The sequence below is a fragment of the Streptomyces sp. NPDC001617 genome (assembly GCF_053596855.1).
In genome coordinates this window covers 52,975-71,403 of record NZ_JBSFHA010000026.1, presented here as the reverse complement: position 1 = coordinate 71,403, position 18,429 = coordinate 52,975, and the positions used below count along the sequence as shown (strand labels likewise).

The 18,429-nt window shown below is 69.4% G+C and carries 17 protein-coding genes; 6 read left to right on the top strand and 11 right to left on the bottom strand.

Annotation, left to right across the window (positions count from 1 at the left end; translation table 11 throughout):
• Nucleotides 1-3 precede the first annotated feature (3 nt).
• A complete protein-coding gene (locus ACWC09_RS21080) occupies nucleotides 4-363 on the bottom strand; it encodes an NADH-quinone oxidoreductase subunit A (RefSeq protein ID WP_003992243.1) in 360 nt (119 codons plus the stop codon).
• A gap of 778 nt (nucleotides 364-1,141) precedes the next feature.
• On the opposite strand from ACWC09_RS21080, the gene ACWC09_RS21075 reads away from it, so the two are divergent.
• Nucleotides 1,142-1,942 carry a C40 family peptidase gene (locus tag ACWC09_RS21075; protein WP_450852083.1) on the top strand — a complete coding sequence of 267 codons (801 nt, stop codon included), beginning with the start codon at nucleotides 1,142-1,144 and terminating at the stop codon, nucleotides 1,940-1,942.
• 74 nt (nucleotides 1,943-2,016) lie between these two features.
• Here ACWC09_RS21075 and ACWC09_RS21070 read toward each other — a convergent pair whose 3' ends face one another.
• The gene (locus tag ACWC09_RS21070) at nucleotides 2,017-3,837 is read right to left on the bottom strand and encodes a hydroxysqualene dehydroxylase (RefSeq protein WP_450852082.1); all 1,821 of its coding nucleotides are present in this window, start codon (nucleotides 3,835-3,837) and stop codon (nucleotides 2,017-2,019) included.
• Nucleotides 3,838-3,927: 90 nt separating this feature from the next.
• On the opposite strand from ACWC09_RS21070, the gene def reads away from it, so the two are divergent.
• Nucleotides 3,928-4,557, top strand: coding sequence for a peptide deformylase (gene def, locus ACWC09_RS21065; RefSeq protein WP_450852081.1), 630 nt, complete (start codon nucleotides 3,928-3,930; stop codon nucleotides 4,555-4,557).
• 357 nt (nucleotides 4,558-4,914) lie between these two features.
• On the opposite strand, the gene ACWC09_RS21060 is transcribed toward def, so the two are convergent.
• Nucleotides 4,915-6,198, bottom strand: a complete 1,284-nt coding sequence (locus ACWC09_RS21060; protein WP_450852080.1) for a geranylgeranyl reductase family protein — start codon at nucleotides 6,196-6,198, stop codon at nucleotides 4,915-4,917.
• Between the two features lie 98 nt (nucleotides 6,199-6,296).
• Here ACWC09_RS21060 and ACWC09_RS21055 point away from each other — a divergent pair, with 98 nt between their 5' ends.
• Both ACWC09_RS21055 and ACWC09_RS21050 read left to right on the top strand, forming a co-directional pair.
• Nucleotides 6,297-6,821, top strand: a complete 525-nt coding sequence (locus tag ACWC09_RS21055; RefSeq protein ID WP_450852079.1) for a GNAT family N-acetyltransferase — start codon at nucleotides 6,297-6,299, stop codon at nucleotides 6,819-6,821.
• A gap of 110 nt (nucleotides 6,822-6,931) precedes the next feature.
• Nucleotides 6,932-7,246, top strand: a complete 315-nt coding sequence (locus tag ACWC09_RS21050; RefSeq protein WP_450852078.1) for a PASTA domain-containing protein — start codon at nucleotides 6,932-6,934, stop codon at nucleotides 7,244-7,246.
• Between the two features lie 37 nt (nucleotides 7,247-7,283).
• Here ACWC09_RS21050 and ACWC09_RS21045 read toward each other — a convergent pair whose 3' ends face one another.
• The 4 genes from ACWC09_RS21045 to ACWC09_RS21030 are packed head-to-tail and all read right to left on the bottom strand — an operon-like array spanning nucleotide 7,284 to nucleotide 12,014.
• The gene (locus ACWC09_RS21045) at nucleotides 7,284-7,979 is read right to left on the bottom strand and encodes a demethylmenaquinone methyltransferase (RefSeq protein ID WP_450852077.1); all 696 of its coding nucleotides are present in this window, start codon (nucleotides 7,977-7,979) and stop codon (nucleotides 7,284-7,286) included.
• Nucleotides 7,980-8,015: 36 nt separating this feature from the next.
• A complete protein-coding gene (locus tag ACWC09_RS21040) occupies nucleotides 8,016-9,185 on the bottom strand; it encodes an acyltransferase family protein (RefSeq protein WP_450852076.1) in 1,170 nt (389 codons plus the stop codon).
• A gap of 1 nt (nucleotide 9,186) precedes the next feature.
• Entirely contained in the window at nucleotides 9,187-11,583 is a 2,397-nt protein-coding gene (locus ACWC09_RS21035) for a bifunctional polysaccharide deacetylase/glycosyltransferase family 2 protein (protein WP_450852075.1), read from the bottom strand.
• A 17-nt stretch (nucleotides 11,584-11,600) separates the two neighbouring features.
• Nucleotides 11,601-12,014, bottom strand: coding sequence for a hypothetical protein (locus ACWC09_RS21030; protein ID WP_450852074.1), 414 nt, complete (start codon nucleotides 12,012-12,014; stop codon nucleotides 11,601-11,603).
• A gap of 316 nt (nucleotides 12,015-12,330) precedes the next feature.
• Here ACWC09_RS21030 and ACWC09_RS21025 point away from each other — a divergent pair, with 316 nt between their 5' ends.
• Nucleotides 12,331-13,359, top strand: coding sequence for a chitinase (locus ACWC09_RS21025; RefSeq protein ID WP_450852073.1), 1,029 nt, complete (start codon nucleotides 12,331-12,333; stop codon nucleotides 13,357-13,359).
• An 85-nt stretch (nucleotides 13,360-13,444) separates the two neighbouring features.
• On the opposite strand, the gene ACWC09_RS21020 is transcribed toward ACWC09_RS21025, so the two are convergent.
• The 4 genes from ACWC09_RS21020 to ACWC09_RS21005 all read right to left on the bottom strand — a co-directional run bounded on the left by ACWC09_RS21020 (nucleotide 13,445) and on the right by ACWC09_RS21005 (nucleotide 16,474).
• Complete coding sequence (locus ACWC09_RS21020; RefSeq protein ID WP_450852072.1) at nucleotides 13,445-13,894, bottom strand: imidazolonepropionase-like domain-containing protein; 450 nt, start codon at nucleotides 13,892-13,894, stop codon at nucleotides 13,445-13,447.
• 7 nt (nucleotides 13,895-13,901) lie between these two features.
• Nucleotides 13,902-15,101, bottom strand: a complete 1,200-nt coding sequence (mqnC, locus tag ACWC09_RS21015) for a cyclic dehypoxanthinyl futalosine synthase (protein WP_450852071.1) — start codon at nucleotides 15,099-15,101, stop codon at nucleotides 13,902-13,904.
• A gap of 79 nt (nucleotides 15,102-15,180) precedes the next feature.
• Entirely contained in the window at nucleotides 15,181-16,029 is an 849-nt protein-coding gene (locus ACWC09_RS21010) for a prepilin peptidase (protein WP_450852070.1), read from the bottom strand.
• A 13-nt stretch (nucleotides 16,030-16,042) separates the two neighbouring features.
• The gene (locus ACWC09_RS21005; RefSeq protein WP_450852069.1) at nucleotides 16,043-16,474 is read right to left on the bottom strand and encodes an SsgA family sporulation/cell division regulator; all 432 of its coding nucleotides are present in this window, start codon (nucleotides 16,472-16,474) and stop codon (nucleotides 16,043-16,045) included.
• A 191-nt stretch (nucleotides 16,475-16,665) separates the two neighbouring features.
• Here ACWC09_RS21005 and ACWC09_RS21000 point away from each other — a divergent pair.
• Nucleotides 16,666-18,429 (top strand): sigma-70 family RNA polymerase sigma factor (locus ACWC09_RS21000; RefSeq protein ID WP_450852068.1); only part of this gene is annotated, 1,764 nt, incomplete at its 3' end.

Sequence of the window (18,429 nt, the reverse complement as noted above, 5' to 3'; positions counted from 1 at the left end):
CCCTCAGTCCCATTCCAGCCCGCCGCGCCGCCATACGTACGCGTACGCGACAAAGACGGTGAGCACGAAGAGCAGCATCTCCACGAGCCCGAAGATCCCCAGGGCGTCGAAGGTGACGGCCCAGGGGTAGAGGAAGACGATCTCGATGTCGAAGACGATGAAGAGCATCGCCGTCAGGTAGTACTTGATGGGGAAGCGCCCGCCGCCGGCCGGCGTGGGGGTCGGCTCGATCCCGCACTCGTAGGCCTCGAGCTTGGCCCGGTTGTACCGCTTCGGACCGATCAGCGTGGCCATGACCACGGAGAAGATCGCAAAGCCTGCCCCGAGGGCTCCCAGTACGAGGATGGGCGCATACGCGTTCACCGCTCCTCGCTCCTCTCAGTCGGCACTGACTGCTGGCGATGGCGTCGGACTCACACGCGCCTCATACGCCGCTCTAACCTCCGTTCGTCCTAACGAAGATCGAGAACATGTGAAGCAGGTCACAAGCCCAACTGCCTCGCATCTTATGCCCGCCGCTCTGTGATCTGCGACACGGGGTATTACACAACCTTTGTGATCTCCACCACCTGACGAAGGATCATGAAGTCGGATGAGCGGTGATCTTCGCACGTGAAGCGTCCGAGTGGTCACCAGAGGTGACATTTCGGCTCGTCGGCGCAGCTCGGAAAGGGCATCTCCATATCAAGAGCATTCCCCTGCATGCAAATTGGCGTCGGACGGAGCCGCTTGATAGTGAGCCGCATTCACACATCGGGGTGAGGTGCGCGGCGCGATGTGGACGCGTGCACACATTCACGAGCGAGTCCGACCGCGACCCGCTCGCGACCCGGCCGCAATCCCGTCGTGATCTACGCGCGTGACGCGGGCGCCGACGTAACCGTTGCGTGACCTCCGCCACATCCGTGAGAGGCGCATGAGAACCGGGCTTGGCCAACTGTCCCCACCGGTGGTAGGCGGCGGGCAATTCGGGCGTACCGACGAAAGGCCGTGATCACGGGCCCGATGGGACGCGTCCGCAATGTCCGTTACGGCGTCAATAAGGAACGCCACGCCCGGGATTCATGGGGCTGGTTGAACAACTGTGGCGCAGCACACGTTTCTTGAAGGTATGGAGGAGCCCCTGATACCGGTTGTTCTCATGTCCCACACCGCTCACATACGCAGCCACCGGAAAGTCCGCCGCAGCGCGACGACGAACCTCGCCGTGCGTGCCGGAGTTGCCGGTGGCGTTCTCAGCATGGCGGCGGCGGGTGCGGCCTCGGCGAACGCGGCCGAGACCACCCAGACCCTGCAACTGCCCACCCTGACGGCCGACCTGGCCGCCCAGGTCGCCCAGTCCGCGGACGCCACGCAGCAGACGGCCGCGAACTACGAGCTGCAGGCCGAGCGTGACGCTGCCGCCGCGAAGGCCGCGAAGCAGGCCAAGTCGGACCTCGCGGAGGCGAAGAAGAAGGCCGAGGCCAAGAAGAAGGCCGAGGAGGCCCGCAAGGCCGCCGCGGAGCGCGCCGCGTCCCGCAGCGCGGAGCGGACCACCCTGGCCGCCTCCACGACCTCCAGCGCCTCGACGAGCTCGTCGACGGCCACGGGTTCGGCCGCGGCGGTCATCGCCTTCGTGAAGGCCCAGATCGGCGACGCGTATGTCTCCGGTGGCACCGGACCCAACTCGTGGGACTGCTCGGGTCTCATACAGACCGCCTTCAAGCAGGTCGGCATCAGCCTGCCGCGCGTCTCGCAGGACCAGTCGACGGCCGGCACCCAGGTCTCGCTGAGCAACCTGCAGCCGGGCGACATCCTGTACTGGGGCAGCGCGGGCAGCGCGTACCACGTGGCGCTGTACGTCGGTGACGGCATGTTCGTCGGCGCGCAGAACCCCTCGAGCGGCGTGGTCGAGAAGCCGCTCTCCTACGACCCGCCGACCGGCGCGGTGCGGGTGCTCTGACACAGGGCACCACACGAACGCACGGAAGGGCCGCGGCCGCTCGGGGGCAGCGGCCCTCCGTCACACCCGGAGGGCTACCCCAGGTCGAAGGTGTTGGGCAGGCCCAGCTGGTAGCGCACCTCGTCGACACGCTTGAGGGGCTCCATCTCCGGCGGCCGGTACAGCTCCCGGATCGCACAGCGCTCGGCGTCCGAATTGTCTGCGTCGAGCAGTGCGTTGACCGCCCGTCGCGCGGACTCGTTGGCGCCCTCCATCGTCGCCAGGTCGACGTCCGTGCGGACGTAGTCGCCGGCGAGGAAGAAGTTCGGGACCGCGGTCTTCGCCGACGGGCGGTTGTAGAGCGTGCCCGTGGGGTGGATGAGGAGCTGCTCCCGGTTCTGCGGATTCGGGCCGCCGAGCCCCGTCACCGCCGGGTCCATGAACCAGCCGAGGCGGTCCTCGTCCGTCAGGGTCGTCTTGCCCGAGTCGTTCAGCCCGTCCTTCAGTTGGGCCCACAGCTCGGCGACGATCTCGTCCTTCGTGCACTCCTTGGCCGTCTTGCCGTACAGGATGCCGGGCTTGTCCCATTCCGAGATGATCGCGGACAGGCAGTCGTGGGCCCGTCCGTCGCCGTATTCGCGCGAGAAGTCCCGTCCGTCCCAGAACTGGGCCTGTCCGATGCCGGTCACCGACCAGGGTGAGTCGAGGCAGTTGATGTGGCCGTGCACGACGGGGGTCGGCGTGCGGAGGTAGAACATCACGCCGGTCATCCAGTCGGTCTGCAGCTTGTCGCAGCGGGCGAGCTGCGGGTCGGCGGCGCGCAGGGCCGGGCCCCAGGTCACGCGCGCGTGCTCGACGGGCAGCGCGGAGACGTAGTGGTCGGCGCTGATGGTGCGCTCCTGGCCTCCGTCGCGGGCCGAGACGCGCACGCCGGTGACGCGGCCGCCCTCGTGGACGACCTCCCGCACCTGGGTGCCCGTCACGAACTCGACGCCCTGGGCGCGCAGATACACCTCCCATGGGTCGATCCAGGCCTCGCTCGTGGGGGCGTTGAGGACACGGTCGATGTCGGCGTCGGGGCCGTCGAGGCCCTGGCCGAGCAGGCCCCAGAGGATGAGGGCCTCGATGATGACGCGGCCGACCGTGCGGGTGGACGCGACCTCCGCGCGCGTGGCGACGAGGTTGCGGGTCTGGCCGATGCCGAGGAGGGTCCGGTACTCCTCGCTCATCTGCTCGGCGCGGATGAACTCCCACCAGGACGTCTTCTCCCACTGGTCCTCGCGGCGGGCGTCGCAGCTGGTGAGGTGGACCAGGACGCGGTCGGCGAAGTAGGCGGCCTCGTGGGCGGGGAGGTGGGTGGCGAGGTCCAGGACGGAGAGGATCTGGTCGCGGATCCAGGACGGGGTGATGTCGCCGGGGGCGGGCGGGGTGGTGGCCCGGCGGAGGGGGAAGTGCAGGTCGGCGCGGCCGGAGCTGCGGGCGAACAACTCCTCGGTGGCGCCTCGCAGGTTGCCTCGGACGCCGCCCGCGTTGCCCGGGAACGGTATGCGGCGCATGGTGTCCGGGAGGTTCCGGTAGAAACCGGGGAAGAAGCGGAAGCCGTGCTCGCCGGGGAGGGGCCGCCGGCCGCCGGCCGCCGTGTCCGGGACGTCCATCGAGCGGGCCTTGCCGCCGAGGATGTCGTAGTACTCGTAGACGGTGACGGCGTAGCCGCGTTCGGCGAGTTCGTGGGCGGCGCTGAGGCCGGAGACACCGCCTCCGAGGACGGCGACGCGCTTGCCGTCGCCGGAGGCGGCACTCGCCCGTCCGGCCGGCCATAAGGCGAGGGCGCCCGCCGCTCCCCCGGCGCCCGCCAGGAATCTTCTGCGGGTGTGGCCGAAGTTCTCCTGCGACTCGGGTGCGTGTTCTGTTGTCATGACTCCGGGAGGGTAGGGAGGGGTTCCGACGGCCGGAAGCCCGTTTCCCCGCCACCCACAGCATCCTCACAATCACAAGGAGACACAGACATGCCCAGCGTCTTCGTACAAGGCCGGCCCGTCGACTCGTATCCCCGGCTCGCGCCCGAGGCCCGGAGCGGGAAGGTGCGGCGCGTCACCGAGGTCGGTGAAGAGGTTCTGCACAAGCCGTGCCGGGACGTGACCGAGTTCGGACCCGACCTCGCCGCGCTGATCGACGACATGTTCCTGACGATGTACATCGCCGAAGGGGCGGGGCTCGCGGCGAACCAGGTCGGCGTCGATCTGCGGCTGTTCGTCTACGACTGCCCGGACGACGACGGGGTCCGGCACGTCGGCCACATCGTCAACCCCGTCCTGGACGCCCTCGACCCCGCCGGGCGCCGACTGCTCGACGAGAGCGAGGGCTGCCTGTCGGTGCCCGGTGCCGTCATGGACGTACCGCGCCCGGACCGGGCCGTGGTGCGGGGGCTCGACAAGGAGGGGGAGCCGCTCGTCATCGAGGGGACGGGATACTTCGCGCGCTGTCTGGCGCACGAGACGGACCATGTGAACGGGCAGGTCTATCTGGACCGGCTCTCCAAGCGGGAGCGGAAGGACGCGCTCAGGCAGGTGGCGGACCGGCGCGACGAGGTGTTCGCGCGCCGGGAGGCGAGGACGGCCGGGCTGAGCCTCGGCTGACCGCCGTGCGGGACGCCGGACCGCGCGCCGGGGTCGGGGCACGGGCAGGTCGTGGTGTGTCTCGGCCAACGCCCGCTCCTGCGGTGCCGCCGCCGAGGAGCGCCACGACCGGGGCGAGGGGAAGGAACACTGCCGGGTCCTTCATGGGTGCCGCAGCTGCGATCCGCGCCGGGAGTTCCTGGGGACACCGCCGGTGTGCGATGCCACCCGGGTGCGGGCCGGAGCCGTTCGGCCTCCGGCCAGGGTCCGGGCCCGGACGCGATCCGTACGCCTTCCGTACGTGCCGATCGGCTTCCTGGCGCCGACCTTCCCTGCGCCCGACCTCCCTGCGCCCGCCTTCTCCGCGCCCGCCGTCGGCTACGCCTTCGGTGCCACCTTGCTCAACCCGTTGATGATCCGGTCCATCGCGTCGCCGCCCGTCGGGTCGGTGAGGTTGGCCAGCATCTTCAGGGTGAACTTCATGAGCACGGGGTGCGTCAGGCCGCGCTGGGCGGCGATCTTCATGACCTTCGGGTTGCCGATGAGCTTCACGAAGGCGCGGCCCAGCGTGTAGTAGCCGCCGTAGGTGTCCTTGAGGACGCGGGGGTAGCCCTGCAGGGCGAGTTCGCGGCTCGCGGGCGTCGGGCGGGCGTGGGCCTGGACGATGACGTCGGCGGCGATCTGTCCGGACTCCATGGCGTAGGCGATGCCCTCGCCGTTGAAGGGGTTCACCAGACCGCCGGCGTCGCCGACGAGCAGCAGCCCGCGCGTGTAGTGCGGTTGACGGTTGAAGGCCATCGGGAGGGCGGCGCCGCGGATCGGCCCGGTCATGTTGTCCGGGGTGTAGCCCCAGTCCTCGGGCATCGACGCGCACCAGGCCTTCAGCACCTCGCGCCAGTCGAGCTCCTTGAAGGAGTCGGAGGTGTTCAGGACACCGAGGCCGACGTTCGACGTACCGTCGCCCATGCCGAAGATCCAGCCGTAGCCGGGCAGGAGACGGTCCTGGGCGCCGCGCCGGTCCCACAGCTCCAGCCAGGACTCCAGGTAGTCGTCCTCGTGGCGGGGGCTCTCGAAGTACGTCCGGACCGCGACACCCATCGGGCGGTCCTCGCGGCGGTGCAGACCCATCGCCAGCGAGAGGCGGGTCGAGTTGCCGTCGGCGGCGACCACGAGGGGCGCGTGGAAGGTGACCTCGCGCTTCTCCTCGCCGAGCTTGGCGTGGACGCCGGTGATGCGGCCGGTGCGGTCGTCGACGATCGGGGCGCCGACGTTGCAGCGCTCGTAGAGGCGGGCGCCCGCCTTCTGGGCGTTGCGGGCGAGCTGCTCGTCGAAGTCGTCGCGCTTGCGGACGAGGCCGTAGTCAGGGAAGGAGGCGAGATCCGGCCAGTCGAGCTGCAGCCGCACGCCCCCGCCGATGATCCTGAGCCCCTTGTTGCGGAGCCAGCCCGCCTCCTCGGAGACATCGATGCCCATGGCGACGAGCTGCTTGACCGCGCGCGGGGTCAGGCCGTCGCCGCAGACCTTCTCGCGCGGGAACTCGGTCTTCTCCAGGAGGAGGACATCGAGTCCGGCCTTGGCGAGGTGGTACGCCGTCGTGGAGCCGGCTGGCCCCGCGCCGACCACGATCACATCGGCGGTGTTTTCGGAGAGGGGCTCGGTCACGGCGGGATCTCCCCAAGTTCGAAATCTGCGTGCCGACCGGCACTGGACACAGGCAGTCTATTCAGCAGAATTGATCACCCGGCTGAAGGGCTGCCCCCGTGAACCGAGCTCTCCCCGTCGTACGGCTGCGCGTCCCCACCGACGAGGACGCCGTGGCCTGGCACCGGGTCTTCGACGACCCGGACGTGATGGAGTTCCACGGCGGCAGGTCCGCGGAGTTGTACGTCTACGAGGAGCTCACCGCCCGCCAGCGCCGGCACGACGCCGAGCTGGGTTTTTGCCTGTGGACCATGGTCGACGAGTCCGGGCAGGTGATCGGCTTCACGGGCGCCCAGCCGTGGCCGCAGGAGTGGGGGCCCACGGGCGAGATCGAGATCGGCTGGCGGCTCGGGCGGGCGTACTGGGGCAAGGGATACGCGACCGCGGCGGCGCAGATGACGCTGGAGCGGCTCCGGGCGGCGGACGTGGCGAGCGTCGTGGCGATGGTCCGCCCCGGCAACGAGCGGTCCATCGCGGTCACCCGGCGCCTGGGCATGGAGCTGGCGGAGACCTTCCCGCACCCGCGTCTCCAGGAGGACGCGCTCTGCTTCCGCCTCGACCTCAAGAATAGTCACACAGAGTAATCGACCGCTACAGAAAGACACTTGAGGCTTCCGGACGACACCCCCGGGCGGTTACCCTTCCAGTACCGCTGGGGGTGACATCTGTGCGTATAACACCCAAAACACCCGAAGTGCGCGTGCCCAGGCTGGTTGGCCTGATGGCCATGGACGCGCGCAAGACGGCCGAGGCGAGTGGCCTGTTCGTCAACGCTCCGGACCGGCCCGACTTCCACCAGACCGTCGTCGAGTACGTCGTACGGCAGTATCCGCCGCCCGATGCCGAGGTGCCCCGGGACTCCATGGTCTACGTGTGGTTCGACTTCGGTGAGGGAGAGGGCGGCGGAGGCGTGCGCGAGCCGCGTCTTCCCCGGCCCTCGGGAGGCGGGCTGCAGCGTGAGATCGGCGAGCCGGGAGACGAGTTCGAGGGGATCCGGTGCGCGATCTGACCTGAGACCCCGGCCGACGCACACCCCGTGAACGGGCTCAGGCCTGCTTGAACCCTCGGTGCAGGGCCACCACCCCGCCCGTGAGGTTGCGCCACTCCACCTTCGACCAGCCGGCCTTCTTCAGGTGCTCGGCCAGCGCGGGCTGGTCGGGCCAGGCGCGGATGGACTCGGCGAGGTAGACGTAGGCGTCGGGGTTGGAGGAGACCGCGCGGGCGACCGGCGGCAGGGCGCGCATCAGGTACTCGGTGTAGACCGTGCGGAAGGGCGCCCAGGTCGGGTGCGAGAACTCGCAGATCACGACCCGGCCGCCGGGCTTGGTCACGCGGTACATCTCGCGCAGACCCGCGTCGAAGTCCTGCACGTTGCGCAGCCCGAAGGAGATGGTCACCGCGTCGAAGGTGTCGTCCTTGAACGGCAGCTTCGTCGCGTCGCCCGCGGTCAGCGGCAGCCACGGGTGCTTCTTCTTGCCGACCTGGAGCATGCCGAGCGAGAAGTCGCACGGGACGACGTAGGCGCCCGTGCGGGCGAAGGGCAGCGACGAGGTGGCCGTGCCGGCCGCCAGGTCCAGCACCTTCTGCGCGGGCCGGGCGTCGACCGCCCGGGCCACCTCCCTGCGCCACACCCGGTCCTGGCCGAGCGACAGCACGTCGTTCGTCAGGTCGTACCGTTCCGCCACGTCGTCGAACATCGAGGCGACTTCGTGCGGCTGCTTGTTCAGGGAAGCGCGGGTCACGCTCGCCATTCTTGCAGTACGGCCATCAGGACCCGCTCAGGGGAGGAGCCTGGGTTTCTTCTTCGCCGCCACGTCCTCCACCCAGCCGCAGGCCAGGACGAACACCGCGATCAGGACCCAGCCGATGCCGAACATGAACCACTGGCTGTCCAGCGGCAGCCACTTCTCGAACGCGGGGACGTTCCAGAACTGGTCGATCAGCGGGACGGCCAGGATCAGCGCGATCTCGTGCCAGAGATAGATCGTCACCGCGCGCGAGTTGAAGATCGTCACGACCCGGTCGGTGCGCCGGAAGCGGGTCAGCCACGCGAAGTCGATCCGGAAGTAGGCCTTGGCCCACATCAGCAGCATCACACAGCCGGCCGACCAGAAGGCCTGGGCGAGCGGGTTCTCGTCGAGGTCGTAGGTGCCGAAGTCGGCCTGGTGGCCGAAGGCGTACCAGCCACCGAACCCGACCGCGGCGAGCGAGAGGACGACGACCAGCGCCGGCCTCATCCTCTGCAGCACGCCGTCGCGGTGGGCGAAGCCGAGGATCCAGCAGAAGAGGTACGTCGACAGGTCCCACAGGGCGCTGCCGAAGCGGTTGTCGGGGCCCGACCAGAGGAAGTTCAGGACCAGGATCGGGGACAGGGACAGGAGGAGGACCGGGATCGGCGCCAGGCGGAAGACCTTCAGCAGGACCGGGGAGAGCAGGACGAACCAGAGGTACGTCCGCAGGTACCAGAGGATCTCCCAGGCCTGCTCGCCCCACGCGTTCCCCGGCGGGTCGCCGAGCGGCACGACCCAGTAGACGATCTGCCAGCCCGGCATCCAGTCGTGGATCAGCATGGCCAGCACCACGAAGACGCCCCAGAACCAGAACGGCGGCAGGAGACGCCGGAGCCGGCTCTTCAACACCGCGGCCGCGGGACGTTCGAGCGATTTGGCCATGAGCGTGCCGGCCAGACCGAACATGATCCCCATGGACGGGAACACCATGCCGCACCAGGCCCAGCCGAAGGTGTGGTAGGTGACGACGCGGATGAGGGCGACGGCACGGAGGGTGTCGAAGTAGCGGTCGCGGCCCGTCGGTTTCGGCTGCGGCCGCGGGTCGGTGCTGTGGGCGTCGGCCGGGGCGGTGCCCGGCGTCGGTGGCTGTGCCCACCCGTTCCGCCCTGCGGAACGACTGCCCACAGCGGTAACAGCGTCTCTTCTGTGTGCCCCCATCTCAGCTCACCCCCGCCGGTGTCCCGACCTCGCCCGTACGCTTCAGTTTCTGCCAGCGCAGCCGGCCGCCCGTCATGGCGGTGATGCAGGAGTGGATGAGGACGAGGTACATCATCTGGCGGTAGGCCAGCTGTTGGAGGGGCATCATCAGGAGGTAGCGGTACTGTTCGCGGTCGAGGCGGAAGGCGTAGGCCGCGCAGACCAGTTGGATGCCCAGGACCGCGAGCCAGGCGTACAGCGCCGCCTGGAAGTCGATGAAGATCATCGAGTAGGCGGTGAAGACGTCGATCAGCGGGGCGAAGACCGGCGTGACGATCTGGAAGATGACCACCAGAGGCATGCCGACGCGGCCGAAGCGTCCCGAAGGGCCCTTGTCCGTGAGGGACTTGCGGTGCTTCCAGAGGGCCTGCATGGTGCCGTACGACCAGCGGTAGCGCTGGGACCAGAGCTGCTTGAGCGAGCCCGGCGCCTCCGTCCACGCGCGCGCGTGCTCCTGGTAGACGACCCGCCAGCCCGCGCGGTGCATGGCGATCGTGATGTCCGTGTCCTCGGCGAGGGTGTCCTCGCTCATACCGCCGACCTGGAGCACCGCGTCCCGGCGGAACGCGCCGATCGCGCCCGGGATCGTCGGCATGCAGCGCAGCAGGTCGTACATGCGCCGGTCGAGGTTGAAGCCCATCACGTACTCGATGTGCTGCCAGGCCCCGATGACCGTGTTCCGGTTGCCGACCTTGGCGTTGCCTGCGACCGCGCCGACGGCCGGGTCCGCGAAGGGCTGCACCAACTGCGCAACGGTCTCCGGCTCGAAGACCGTGTCGCCGTCCATCATCACGACGATGTCGTAACTGGCGCTGCGCACACCGTTGTTGAGGGCGGCCGGCTTGCCCGCGTTCTCCTGGCGGATGACGCGGACGTTGGTCATGCCGAGCTCGTACGCGGCGTTGCGGGCGATCTCCGAGGTGCCGTCCGTCGAGCCGTCGTCGACCACGATGACCTCGATCGGATGGGTGCTCTTCGCCAGCGACTCGAGGGTGTTGGCGATGCACTCCTTCTCGTTGTACGCCGGGACGATCACGCTCACCGGGCCGGTGACCGTCGGCCCCCAGCTGAAGCGGCGTTTGTTGCGCTGTCCGTAGTGGCGCCGGGCGAGGACCAGCATCATCCCGAAGCGCCCCATGACGGCCACACCCACGACGATCAGTCCGTACGACAGCGCGGGCACCGTCCACTCGGCGACGGCGACGGCCGCGATCAGGGCCTTGCCCTCGTAGAGGGTCGTGCCCGTGGCCGTGCGGTGCGCGGCCTGGAGGCGGGCGGGGTTCGAGCTTCCCCGTGCGTTCGAACTTCCCTGCGCATTCAAGCTTCCCTGCGCGTTCGAACTTCCCTGCGCGTTCGAACCGCCGGTCGTGCTCTGTCCGTCGGGACCACCCGTGGGCTGCTCTCCCGTCGCCCCCGCGGTGCCGGTCCCCGCGGGCGTGCCGGTCTGCCGACCCGTCGCCTGCCGGTTGCCGGCGTTGTCCTTCTCGATGACGCCGCTGATGGTGGTGAAGGTGTAGCCCTTCGCCTTCATCTTCTCGATGTACTCGGGCAGCGCCTTGACCGTCTGCGACCGGTCACCGCCCGCGTCGTGCATCAGGACCGACGCGCCCTTGTTCTTCTTCGGCGTGGCCCAGCTGACGATCTTCGAGACGCCCGGCTTCTTCCAGTCGTCGCTGTCGGTGTCGACGAAGACGCTGGTGTAGCCGTCCTTGCCGAGCTTCTGGTAGACGGGCCAGCTGTAGTTGTCGATGGCGTCCGTCTCCGAGGAGTAGGGCGCCCGGAACAGCGTGGTCGTGATGCCGGCCGCGCCCGCCAGCGCCAGTTGGGTCTGCTGCATCTCGCGGTCGACGCGGGCGTCGCTCTGATAGGAGAGGTCGACATGGGTGAAGGTGTGGATGCCCACCTCGTTGCCCTGCTCGACCATGTTCTTCACGATGCTCGGATAGCGCGAGACCATCGAGCCGACCAGGAAGAACGTGCCCGGGACGTCGTACTTCTTCAGGATGGCCAGCACCTGGGGCGTCCAGGTGGGGTTGGGGCCGTCGTCGAAGGTGAGGGCGATGGTCTTCTTCGGCACCGAGAGGGTGGTCGCCGTGCCGCCCCGGAAGGTCAGGATCGGGCCGCCGTCGAGGATCTTGTCGGGCACCTTGCTGGAGCTGGCCCCGTCACGCACGCGCTGGTCGCCGCCGACCTCGGCGCGCAGATAGCCGTCGAGGAGCATGACGCTGGTCAGCGCGAGCAGGAGCAGACCGGCCAGGATGACCCGGGGTTTCTGGAGCGCCGCGGCCTTGCCCGCCGCCCGTTCGATCCGGGAGGGGGCGCGGCGGCGGCCTCGTGAGGGCGTCGTCGTCGTAGTCATAGGGCTCTGCGTTCCGGTCAGTTGGCCGCGGTGGCGGACGCGGTCGCGGACGGGGTGGGCGTGCCGGAGGGGAGCCCCGAGGGCGGGGCCGTGGGGGTGCCGCGGGGCCGGCTGCCGACCTGGCTGCCGATGCCGCCCTGCTGCCGGATGCCGGCGGGGCCGTTGCCGTTCCCGGCCGGGCCTCCCCGGCCGTTGCCGAAGGGCAGCACCGAGGATGGATTCGAGAGGCCGATACCCATGAAGGCGAGGCCCAGGACGACGGCGTACCCGATGCACAGGACACCGACGAGGAGGCCGATCCGGCGCAGCAGCTTGGAGCGGCGTCCGGAGTTGTCGACGAACACGGGCCCCTCGTCGGACCCGTTGCCGCGGCGTTTGCGACGGCGACCTCCACTGGTCGCGCCGTTTTCGAAGGCAGGCTCGGAATGCATTCCCCGGATATTAGGCTGGCTTTATGTGACCGGATCCCGGCTTCTTGTGAGGCGCGTATGAGAAACGCCTTAACCTGTCTCTTACCTGAGAATTTCTGTGAATACCTGCGAAACGAAGGGCAGGTGGGAAAGGGTCGAATATCCCTTTCAGTCCGCACCATTGGCCCGATTCAGGCGGCATGTTCAATGTGTTTCCTGTGTCTTGGCCGTCTTCATGAACAACGGCTTCGCATGAGACGTTCTCCTTTTGAATGGGGCCTTGATGGGACCTTGTTTCAGTCCTGAGACAGAAATCACGAGAGCGGGTGCATGTTCCATGCGGGGTTTCCTGAAGCCGGCCACCGGGTTCGCCTGTGTGTTTGCCCTGGCCACGACGGGGTGCTCGGCGAGCCACGCGCCCCTGTCGCAGGGGGCGCCGAAGGAGGCCTCGCAGACGGCGTCACAGCAGACGCAGGAGGCCTCGTCCAGCACCTCGTACGCGCCGTACGTCAGCGCCACGGAGGCCTCCGACAACGACTCGGCCGGGTCTCCGGGGACGTACAACCTGGCGTTCGTGATCGCGGACGGGAGCAGCTGTACGCCGAAGTGGAACGGTGAGGACTCGCTCTCCGACTCGGCCGTGAAGTCCCGGATCTCGAAGCTCAAGGAGGACGGGGCGAGTGTGCGGGTCTCCTTCGGCGGGGCATCCGGGAAGGAGCTGGCGGCGACCTGCGGGAGCGTGACGAAGCTGGCCGCGGCGTACGGCAAGGCCCTTGATGCGGCGGGGTCCCGTCAGGCCGACTTCGACATCGAGGGAGACCAGTTGACCGACTCGGGGTCGGTGGCCATGCGGTCGGCGGCGATAGCGCTGCTGCAGAAGCAGCGGGAGAATCTGGAGGTTACGTTCACTTTGCCCGTTATGCCGTCCGGGCTGGATTCCGACGGTCTGGCGCTGCTGGAGTCGGCGAACAAGTACGACGTCCAGGTGTCGACGGTCAACCTCATGACCATGAATTACGGGGAGTCGTACACCGGGGACATGGGGGACTACGCGTTGACCTCGGCGAAGGCCGCGCATGCCCAGTTGAAGAAGGTGTTCGGGCTGTCGGATGCGGGGGCGTGGCGGGGGATGGCGTTGACCTCGATGATCGGGGTGAACGACGTGGACAACGAGACGTTCTCGTTGGCGGACGCGGCTCAGGTGCGGGAGTTCTCCGAGGGGAAGGAGATCGCGTGGGTGTCGATGTGGTCGTCGTTCCGGGATCAGCAGTGTGCGGACGGGAGTTCGGGGGATGACGACGCGGCGACCAACTGCAGCGGGGTGAAGCAGAGTGCGGGGGCGTTTGGGGAGGCGTTTGCCGGTTGAGGTTCGACTGCGGGTGTTGGGGGGGCTTGTCGCGCCCACGCGGCGGAGCCGCATATCGATACGGCCCCGCGCCCCTGGGTAGCTCCTATCGCCGCCTGTGTACAAGGCGCCCGGCACAGACCGTTGCGATGCAGTCGCCCGTATCGGTGACGACGGTCAGGTCTGCGCGGGCGTGATCGGCAATGGCCATGGGGCGCGTACACGGAAGCACAGCCACGTCGTTTCGCTCGGCCGCCGACCGGAGTGCGAGAGAGTCCACGTGCTCCTCCAAGACCGCCACCGCACCCGACTTCAGGACGGCATGAATACGCTCACGCGGCGTCGGAGCGTCCGGTAGGGGTCCCTCATGGATACGCCCCGGGCCGAGCGTGCCGGGCCACCTCCGCAGCCGTGCGCCCGGAAACCGTTCCTCCACCTCCGCCAGCGGCCCCACCGCCGCGATCCGGCCACCCTCCACCGCCACGGCGCCGTCCTTGGTCGGCTCGGGGTCGTTCCAGGTGAGGCGGACGGCGTCCGCCGCGTGAATCGTCAGCACGGGTACGTCAGTTGGAAGCCAGCAGCTTCAGCTCGGGGTGGGCCGTGCCGCCCGCGATCGCCGTGGACGAGATGTGGGACATCACGCGCTCGTCGACCGGGTCGTTCGCCGGGTCGTCGTGGACGACGATGTGCTCGTACGTCGTCGTCCGCTGGGCCGGCACCCGACCCGCCTTCCTGATCAGGTCGATGATCTCCAGGCGGTTGGAGCGGTGCTTGGCGCCGGCGGAGGAGACGACGTTCTCCTCCAGCATGATCGAGCCGAGGTCGTCGGCGCCGTAGTGCAGGGACAGCTGGCCGACCTCCTTGCCCGTGGTGAGCCAGGAGCCCTGGATGTGCTGGATGTTGTCCATGAAGAGGCGCGCGATGGCGATCATCCGCAGGTACTCGAAGATCGTGGCCTGCGTGCGGCCCTTCAGGTGGTTGTTCTCGGGCTGGTAGGTGTACGGGATGAAGGCGCGGAAGCCGCCCGTCCGGTCCTGTACGTCGCGGATCATGCGCAGGTGCTCGATGCGCTCGGCGTTGGTCTCGCCCGTGCCCATGAGCATGGTGGAGGTGGACTCGACGCCCAGCTTGTGCGCGGTCTCCATGATCTCCAGCCAGCGCTCGCCGCTCTCCTTGAGGGGCGCGATGGCCTTGCGGGGACGGGCCGGGAGCAGTTCGGCGCCGGCGCCGGCGAAGGAGTCGAGGCCGGCCTCGTGGATACGGGTGATGGCCTCGTCGACCGACACCCCGCTGATCCGGGCCATGTGCTCGACCTCGGACGCGCCGAGGGAGTGGATGACCAGCTGCGGGAACGCGTCCTTGATGGCCTTGAAGTGCTTCTCGTAGTACTCGACGCCGTAGTCCGGGTGGTGTCCGCCCTGGAACATGATCTGTGTGCCGCCGAGTTCGACGGTCTCCGCGCAGCGGCGCAGGATGTCGTCGAGGTCGCGGGTCCAGCCCTTGTCCTTGTCCTTGGGCGCGGCGTAGAAGGCGCAGAACTTGCACGCCGTCACGCAGACGTTCGTGTAGTTGATGTTGCGCTCGATGATGTACGTCGCGATGTGCTCGGTGCCCGCGTACTTACGGCGGCGCACGGCGTCGGCGGCGGCGCCGAGTGCGTGCAGGGGCGCGTCGCGGTAGAGGTCGAGCGCCTCCTCGGGGGTGATGCGCCCACCGGCGGCAGCACGGTCGAGAATGGACTGGAGGTCGGCCTTCTCGGTCACCGGGGTCCCTTTCGCAGGCTTCGTCAAGGGTTGTGGACGGACCAAGCCAGCCTACGCCAGCCCTCCGACAATCCCGACGTCAGGCCGCGTAGGCACCCACCAGCAGCCCCAGGAACGCCCCGCCGATCAGGAACGGCCCGAAGGCGATCGCCGTCTTGCGCCCGGCCTGTCGCAGGAGGACGAGCAGGCCGCCGTAGAGAGCCCCCAGCAGGAACGCGGCGAAGGTCCCCACCATCACCGTCCCCCAGCCGTACCACCCGAGCACGGCCCCGAGCCCGACCGCCAGCTTCACATCACCGAAGCCCATGCCGCCGGGGTTGAGGAGGAAGAGACCGAAGAAGCCGGCGCCGAGGGCGAGGGCGGCGTACAGCGCGGTCGGCCAGTCGCCCGCGTGCTCCGGTACGAGGGCCACGACCCCGAGCAGCGCGAGCGCGACGGCGGCGAGCGGCAACGTGAGGACGTCCGGCAGCCGTTGCACCCGGAAGTCGACGGCCGCGAGCAGGACGCCGACGGGTGCGAGAAGCAGCCAGACGCCGAGTTCGGGCCGGGTGCCGGTGGCGGCGGCGAGGGCGGCGCAGACGAGGGCGGTGGCGAGGGAGAAGGACAGGGCGGAGGCAGGGATGCGGGGGCCGTAGGACTTTGGCTGTCGCCTCGTACCTCTTGGCTCTTGCCTCGTATCTCTTGGCTCTTGCCCTATGTCTCTTGGCTCTTGCCCTATGTCTCTTGGCTCTTGGCTTGTGTCTACGGCGGTTTCGGCGCACATCTCACACCGGTCCCGCCCGATCCACCCGCCGAGCGGGTGCCCGTCGGGGCATGTGTCCCGCCAGTCCTCCTCCTCGGGTACGGAGAACCGGTAGGCCGCGCGCGGGAGCAGCAGGCCCGCCGCCGCACCCCAGAGGGTGGCCGCGATGACGAGCAACGTGCCCATCCGTACCCCTTCTTCATGCGGCGCGGTCGGTGTCGGACACGCCGAACATAGCCGCAAGGCCGCGGTCGAGGGCCGGTTCCAGGGGTTCGCCGCCCGGTTCGGTGATCTCGTAGGAGCGGAGGAGGAAGCGGCGGAGGGCGGACGTCTCGAAGAGAACGACCGCGACGCCGACCGGGGTGCGGAACTCGACGAAGGTCTGGGACGGGCCGGCCGGGCGGATGTGGACCGTGCCGAGGCCGGCGGGGGTGCCGAGGCCCTCCTCCAGGAGGGAGCGGGCGAAGGTCCAGGTGACCTCCTCGCCGTCGAGGGATATCCAGGCCGGGAAGACGAAGTGCACGGCCAGGGGGTCGGCGCAGGTGTAGCGGAGGGTGACGGTGAGCGCGAGTTCGTCGTCGTCGGGGGTGAGCAGACGGGCGCCGGTGGTCTGTTCGACAGTGATGGGCACGGGGGCCTCCGGGATCGGGCGGGACGTACTAGGTGGAGTCCGAGGAGGGGGTTTGCATTACGCCGCTTACGAAAGTTGCTGATGTGACGTGCATCACTTTCCGTGGGGGCTGAAACTTTAATTGAAAGTTTTGCCATCTAGGCTGACAAACCCTTTGGCCCCTTCGCAGGCAGCAACTGGAGCGTTCCGCCATGCCCGACGGTTCCGCCACCGCCACGTACGCCCGTATCTACGAGGAGCAGCAGCCGCGCCTCGTCGCTTACGCACGCTCGCTCACCCGTAACGCCTGGGTTGCCGAAGACCTGGTCGCCGAGGCGCACTTCAGGGTCTGGCGACGGCTGGCCGAGGGCCACGAGATCGAGAACGTGCCGGCGTATCTGATGACGACGGTGCGGCATCTGGCGACGGCCGCGGGGACGTCGGTGCGCGAGACGCCCCACGACCCGCACGGCGAGGAGCGGGTCGTGGTGGGCCGTCAGGCGACGCCCGCCGACGACCCGGCGGAGCATGTCTCCTCCGTGGACCTCGTGGTGCGGGTGCTGGGGCAGTTGCCCGAGCGGTGGGTCAAGGCGCTGTGGCTGTCGGAGGCGGAGGGGCAGCCGTTGGCGGCGATCGGGCCGCAGCTCGGGACCAAGGAGGGTGCGACGGCCGTGCTGTTGCACCGGGCGCGGGAGGGGATGCGGCAGGCGTTCCTCCGCGCCCAGACCGGCGCGCCGGACGACCCCGCGTGCCAGGTGCACTGGGCGCGGATGCCGGCGTATGTGCGGGGGGCGGCCACGGCGAAGCAGTCGGAGCGGCTGCTGGGGCATGTGGACGCGTGCGACGACTGCCGGGGCCGGTTGGCGGCACTGATGAGCGCGAACGACCGCCTGCCCGCGCTGGTCGGTCCGGCGTTGCTGGTACTGGCGGTCGGCGGAACAGCGAAGTTCCTGCTGGCGTTTGCGTCGGGGGCGGCGGGGGCCGCAGCTGGTGCGAGCGCGGCCGGCGGGGCTTCCGCGGTGTTGGGAGGAAGCGGGGCTTCGGGAGTGTCGGGGGCATCCACGGCTTCGGGGGCGGCTGGAGCGTCGGGGGCCTCCGGAGCAGGCGCGGCTTCAGGAGCGTCCGGAGCATCAGGCGCGGCTGGGGCATCGGGGGCATCCGCGGCTTCAGGGGCGGCTGGAGCCTCGGGAGCGTCCGCGGCTTCGGCAGCTGGCGTGACGTCAGGAGGGGCCGGGGCATCCGGAGCGGCGGCGGCCGCCGGGGCGTCGGGGGCTTCGGGAGGAGCCGGAGCAGCCGCGGCTTCGGGAGGGGCGGCGGCCGGAACGTCGGGAGCGGCCGGGGCATCCGGGGTCGTCGGGCACGGTGGTGGGCTGCTGCACGGGGTGCGGCAGGTTGCTGTCGGTGGGTCGAAGGTGCCGGCCGCGGTTACCGCGGGGGCCGTGGTGGTAGGGGCTGCCGCGTTGTGCCTGCTGCTCGGGTCGGGGGGCGCTGTTCCGGTTCCGGCGCAGCGGACGCCGGTGGCGGAGGCGCCGGTGGGGCAGGTACCCGTGGCGGAGACGCCGGTGGGGCCGCCGTCGAAGGGCGGGCGGGCCACGGTGACGGAGAGCGGTGGTGACTCCGGACAGGCGGGTGGTTTCGGGGGCGGCGCGCAGGCTCGGGGGGACGTGTCGGCCGCGGGCTCCGGGGCGGCCGACGGGGCCGGAACCGGCGTGTCGGAACCGGGAGATGGCGGGAAGGACATACCGGCCGACGGAGGGCGGACGGGCGACACACCGTCGCCGAGCGAGCCCGCACCGGACGAGCCGACCAGCCCTGCACCGGACGAGCCGAGCAAGCCGACGCCAGGCCAGCCCACCGACCCCGAGCCCGAGGAACCGTCGAAGCCGACGCCAGGCCAGCCCACCGACCCCGAGCCCGAGGAACCGTCGAAGCCGACGCCAGGCCAGCCCACCGACCCCGAGCCCGAGGAACCGTCG

Coding starts and splice junctions, on each gene's coding strand:
- ACWC09_RS21075 (WP_450852083.1), top strand. CDS start 1,142: ATGTCCCACACCGCTCACATACGCAGCCACCGGAAAGTCCGCCGCAGC.
- ACWC09_RS21070 (WP_450852082.1), bottom strand. CDS start 3,837: ATGACAACAGAACACGCACCCGAGTCGCAGGAGAACTTCGGCCACACC.
- def (WP_450852081.1), top strand. CDS start 3,928: ATGCCCAGCGTCTTCGTACAAGGCCGGCCCGTCGACTCGTATCCCCGG.
- ACWC09_RS21040 (WP_450852076.1), bottom strand. CDS start 9,185: ATGGGGGCACACAGAAGAGACGCTGTTACCGCTGTGGGCAGTCGTTCC.
- ACWC09_RS21035 (WP_450852075.1), bottom strand. CDS start 11,583: ATGACTACGACGACGACGCCCTCACGAGGCCGCCGCCGCGCCCCCTCC.
- ACWC09_RS21030 (WP_450852074.1), bottom strand. CDS start 12,014: ATGCATTCCGAGCCTGCCTTCGAAAACGGCGCGACCAGTGGAGGTCGC.
- ACWC09_RS21025 (WP_450852073.1), top strand. CDS start 12,331: ATGCGGGGTTTCCTGAAGCCGGCCACCGGGTTCGCCTGTGTGTTTGCC.
- ACWC09_RS21010 (WP_450852070.1), bottom strand. CDS start 16,029: ATGGGCACGTTGCTCGTCATCGCGGCCACCCTCTGGGGTGCGGCGGCG.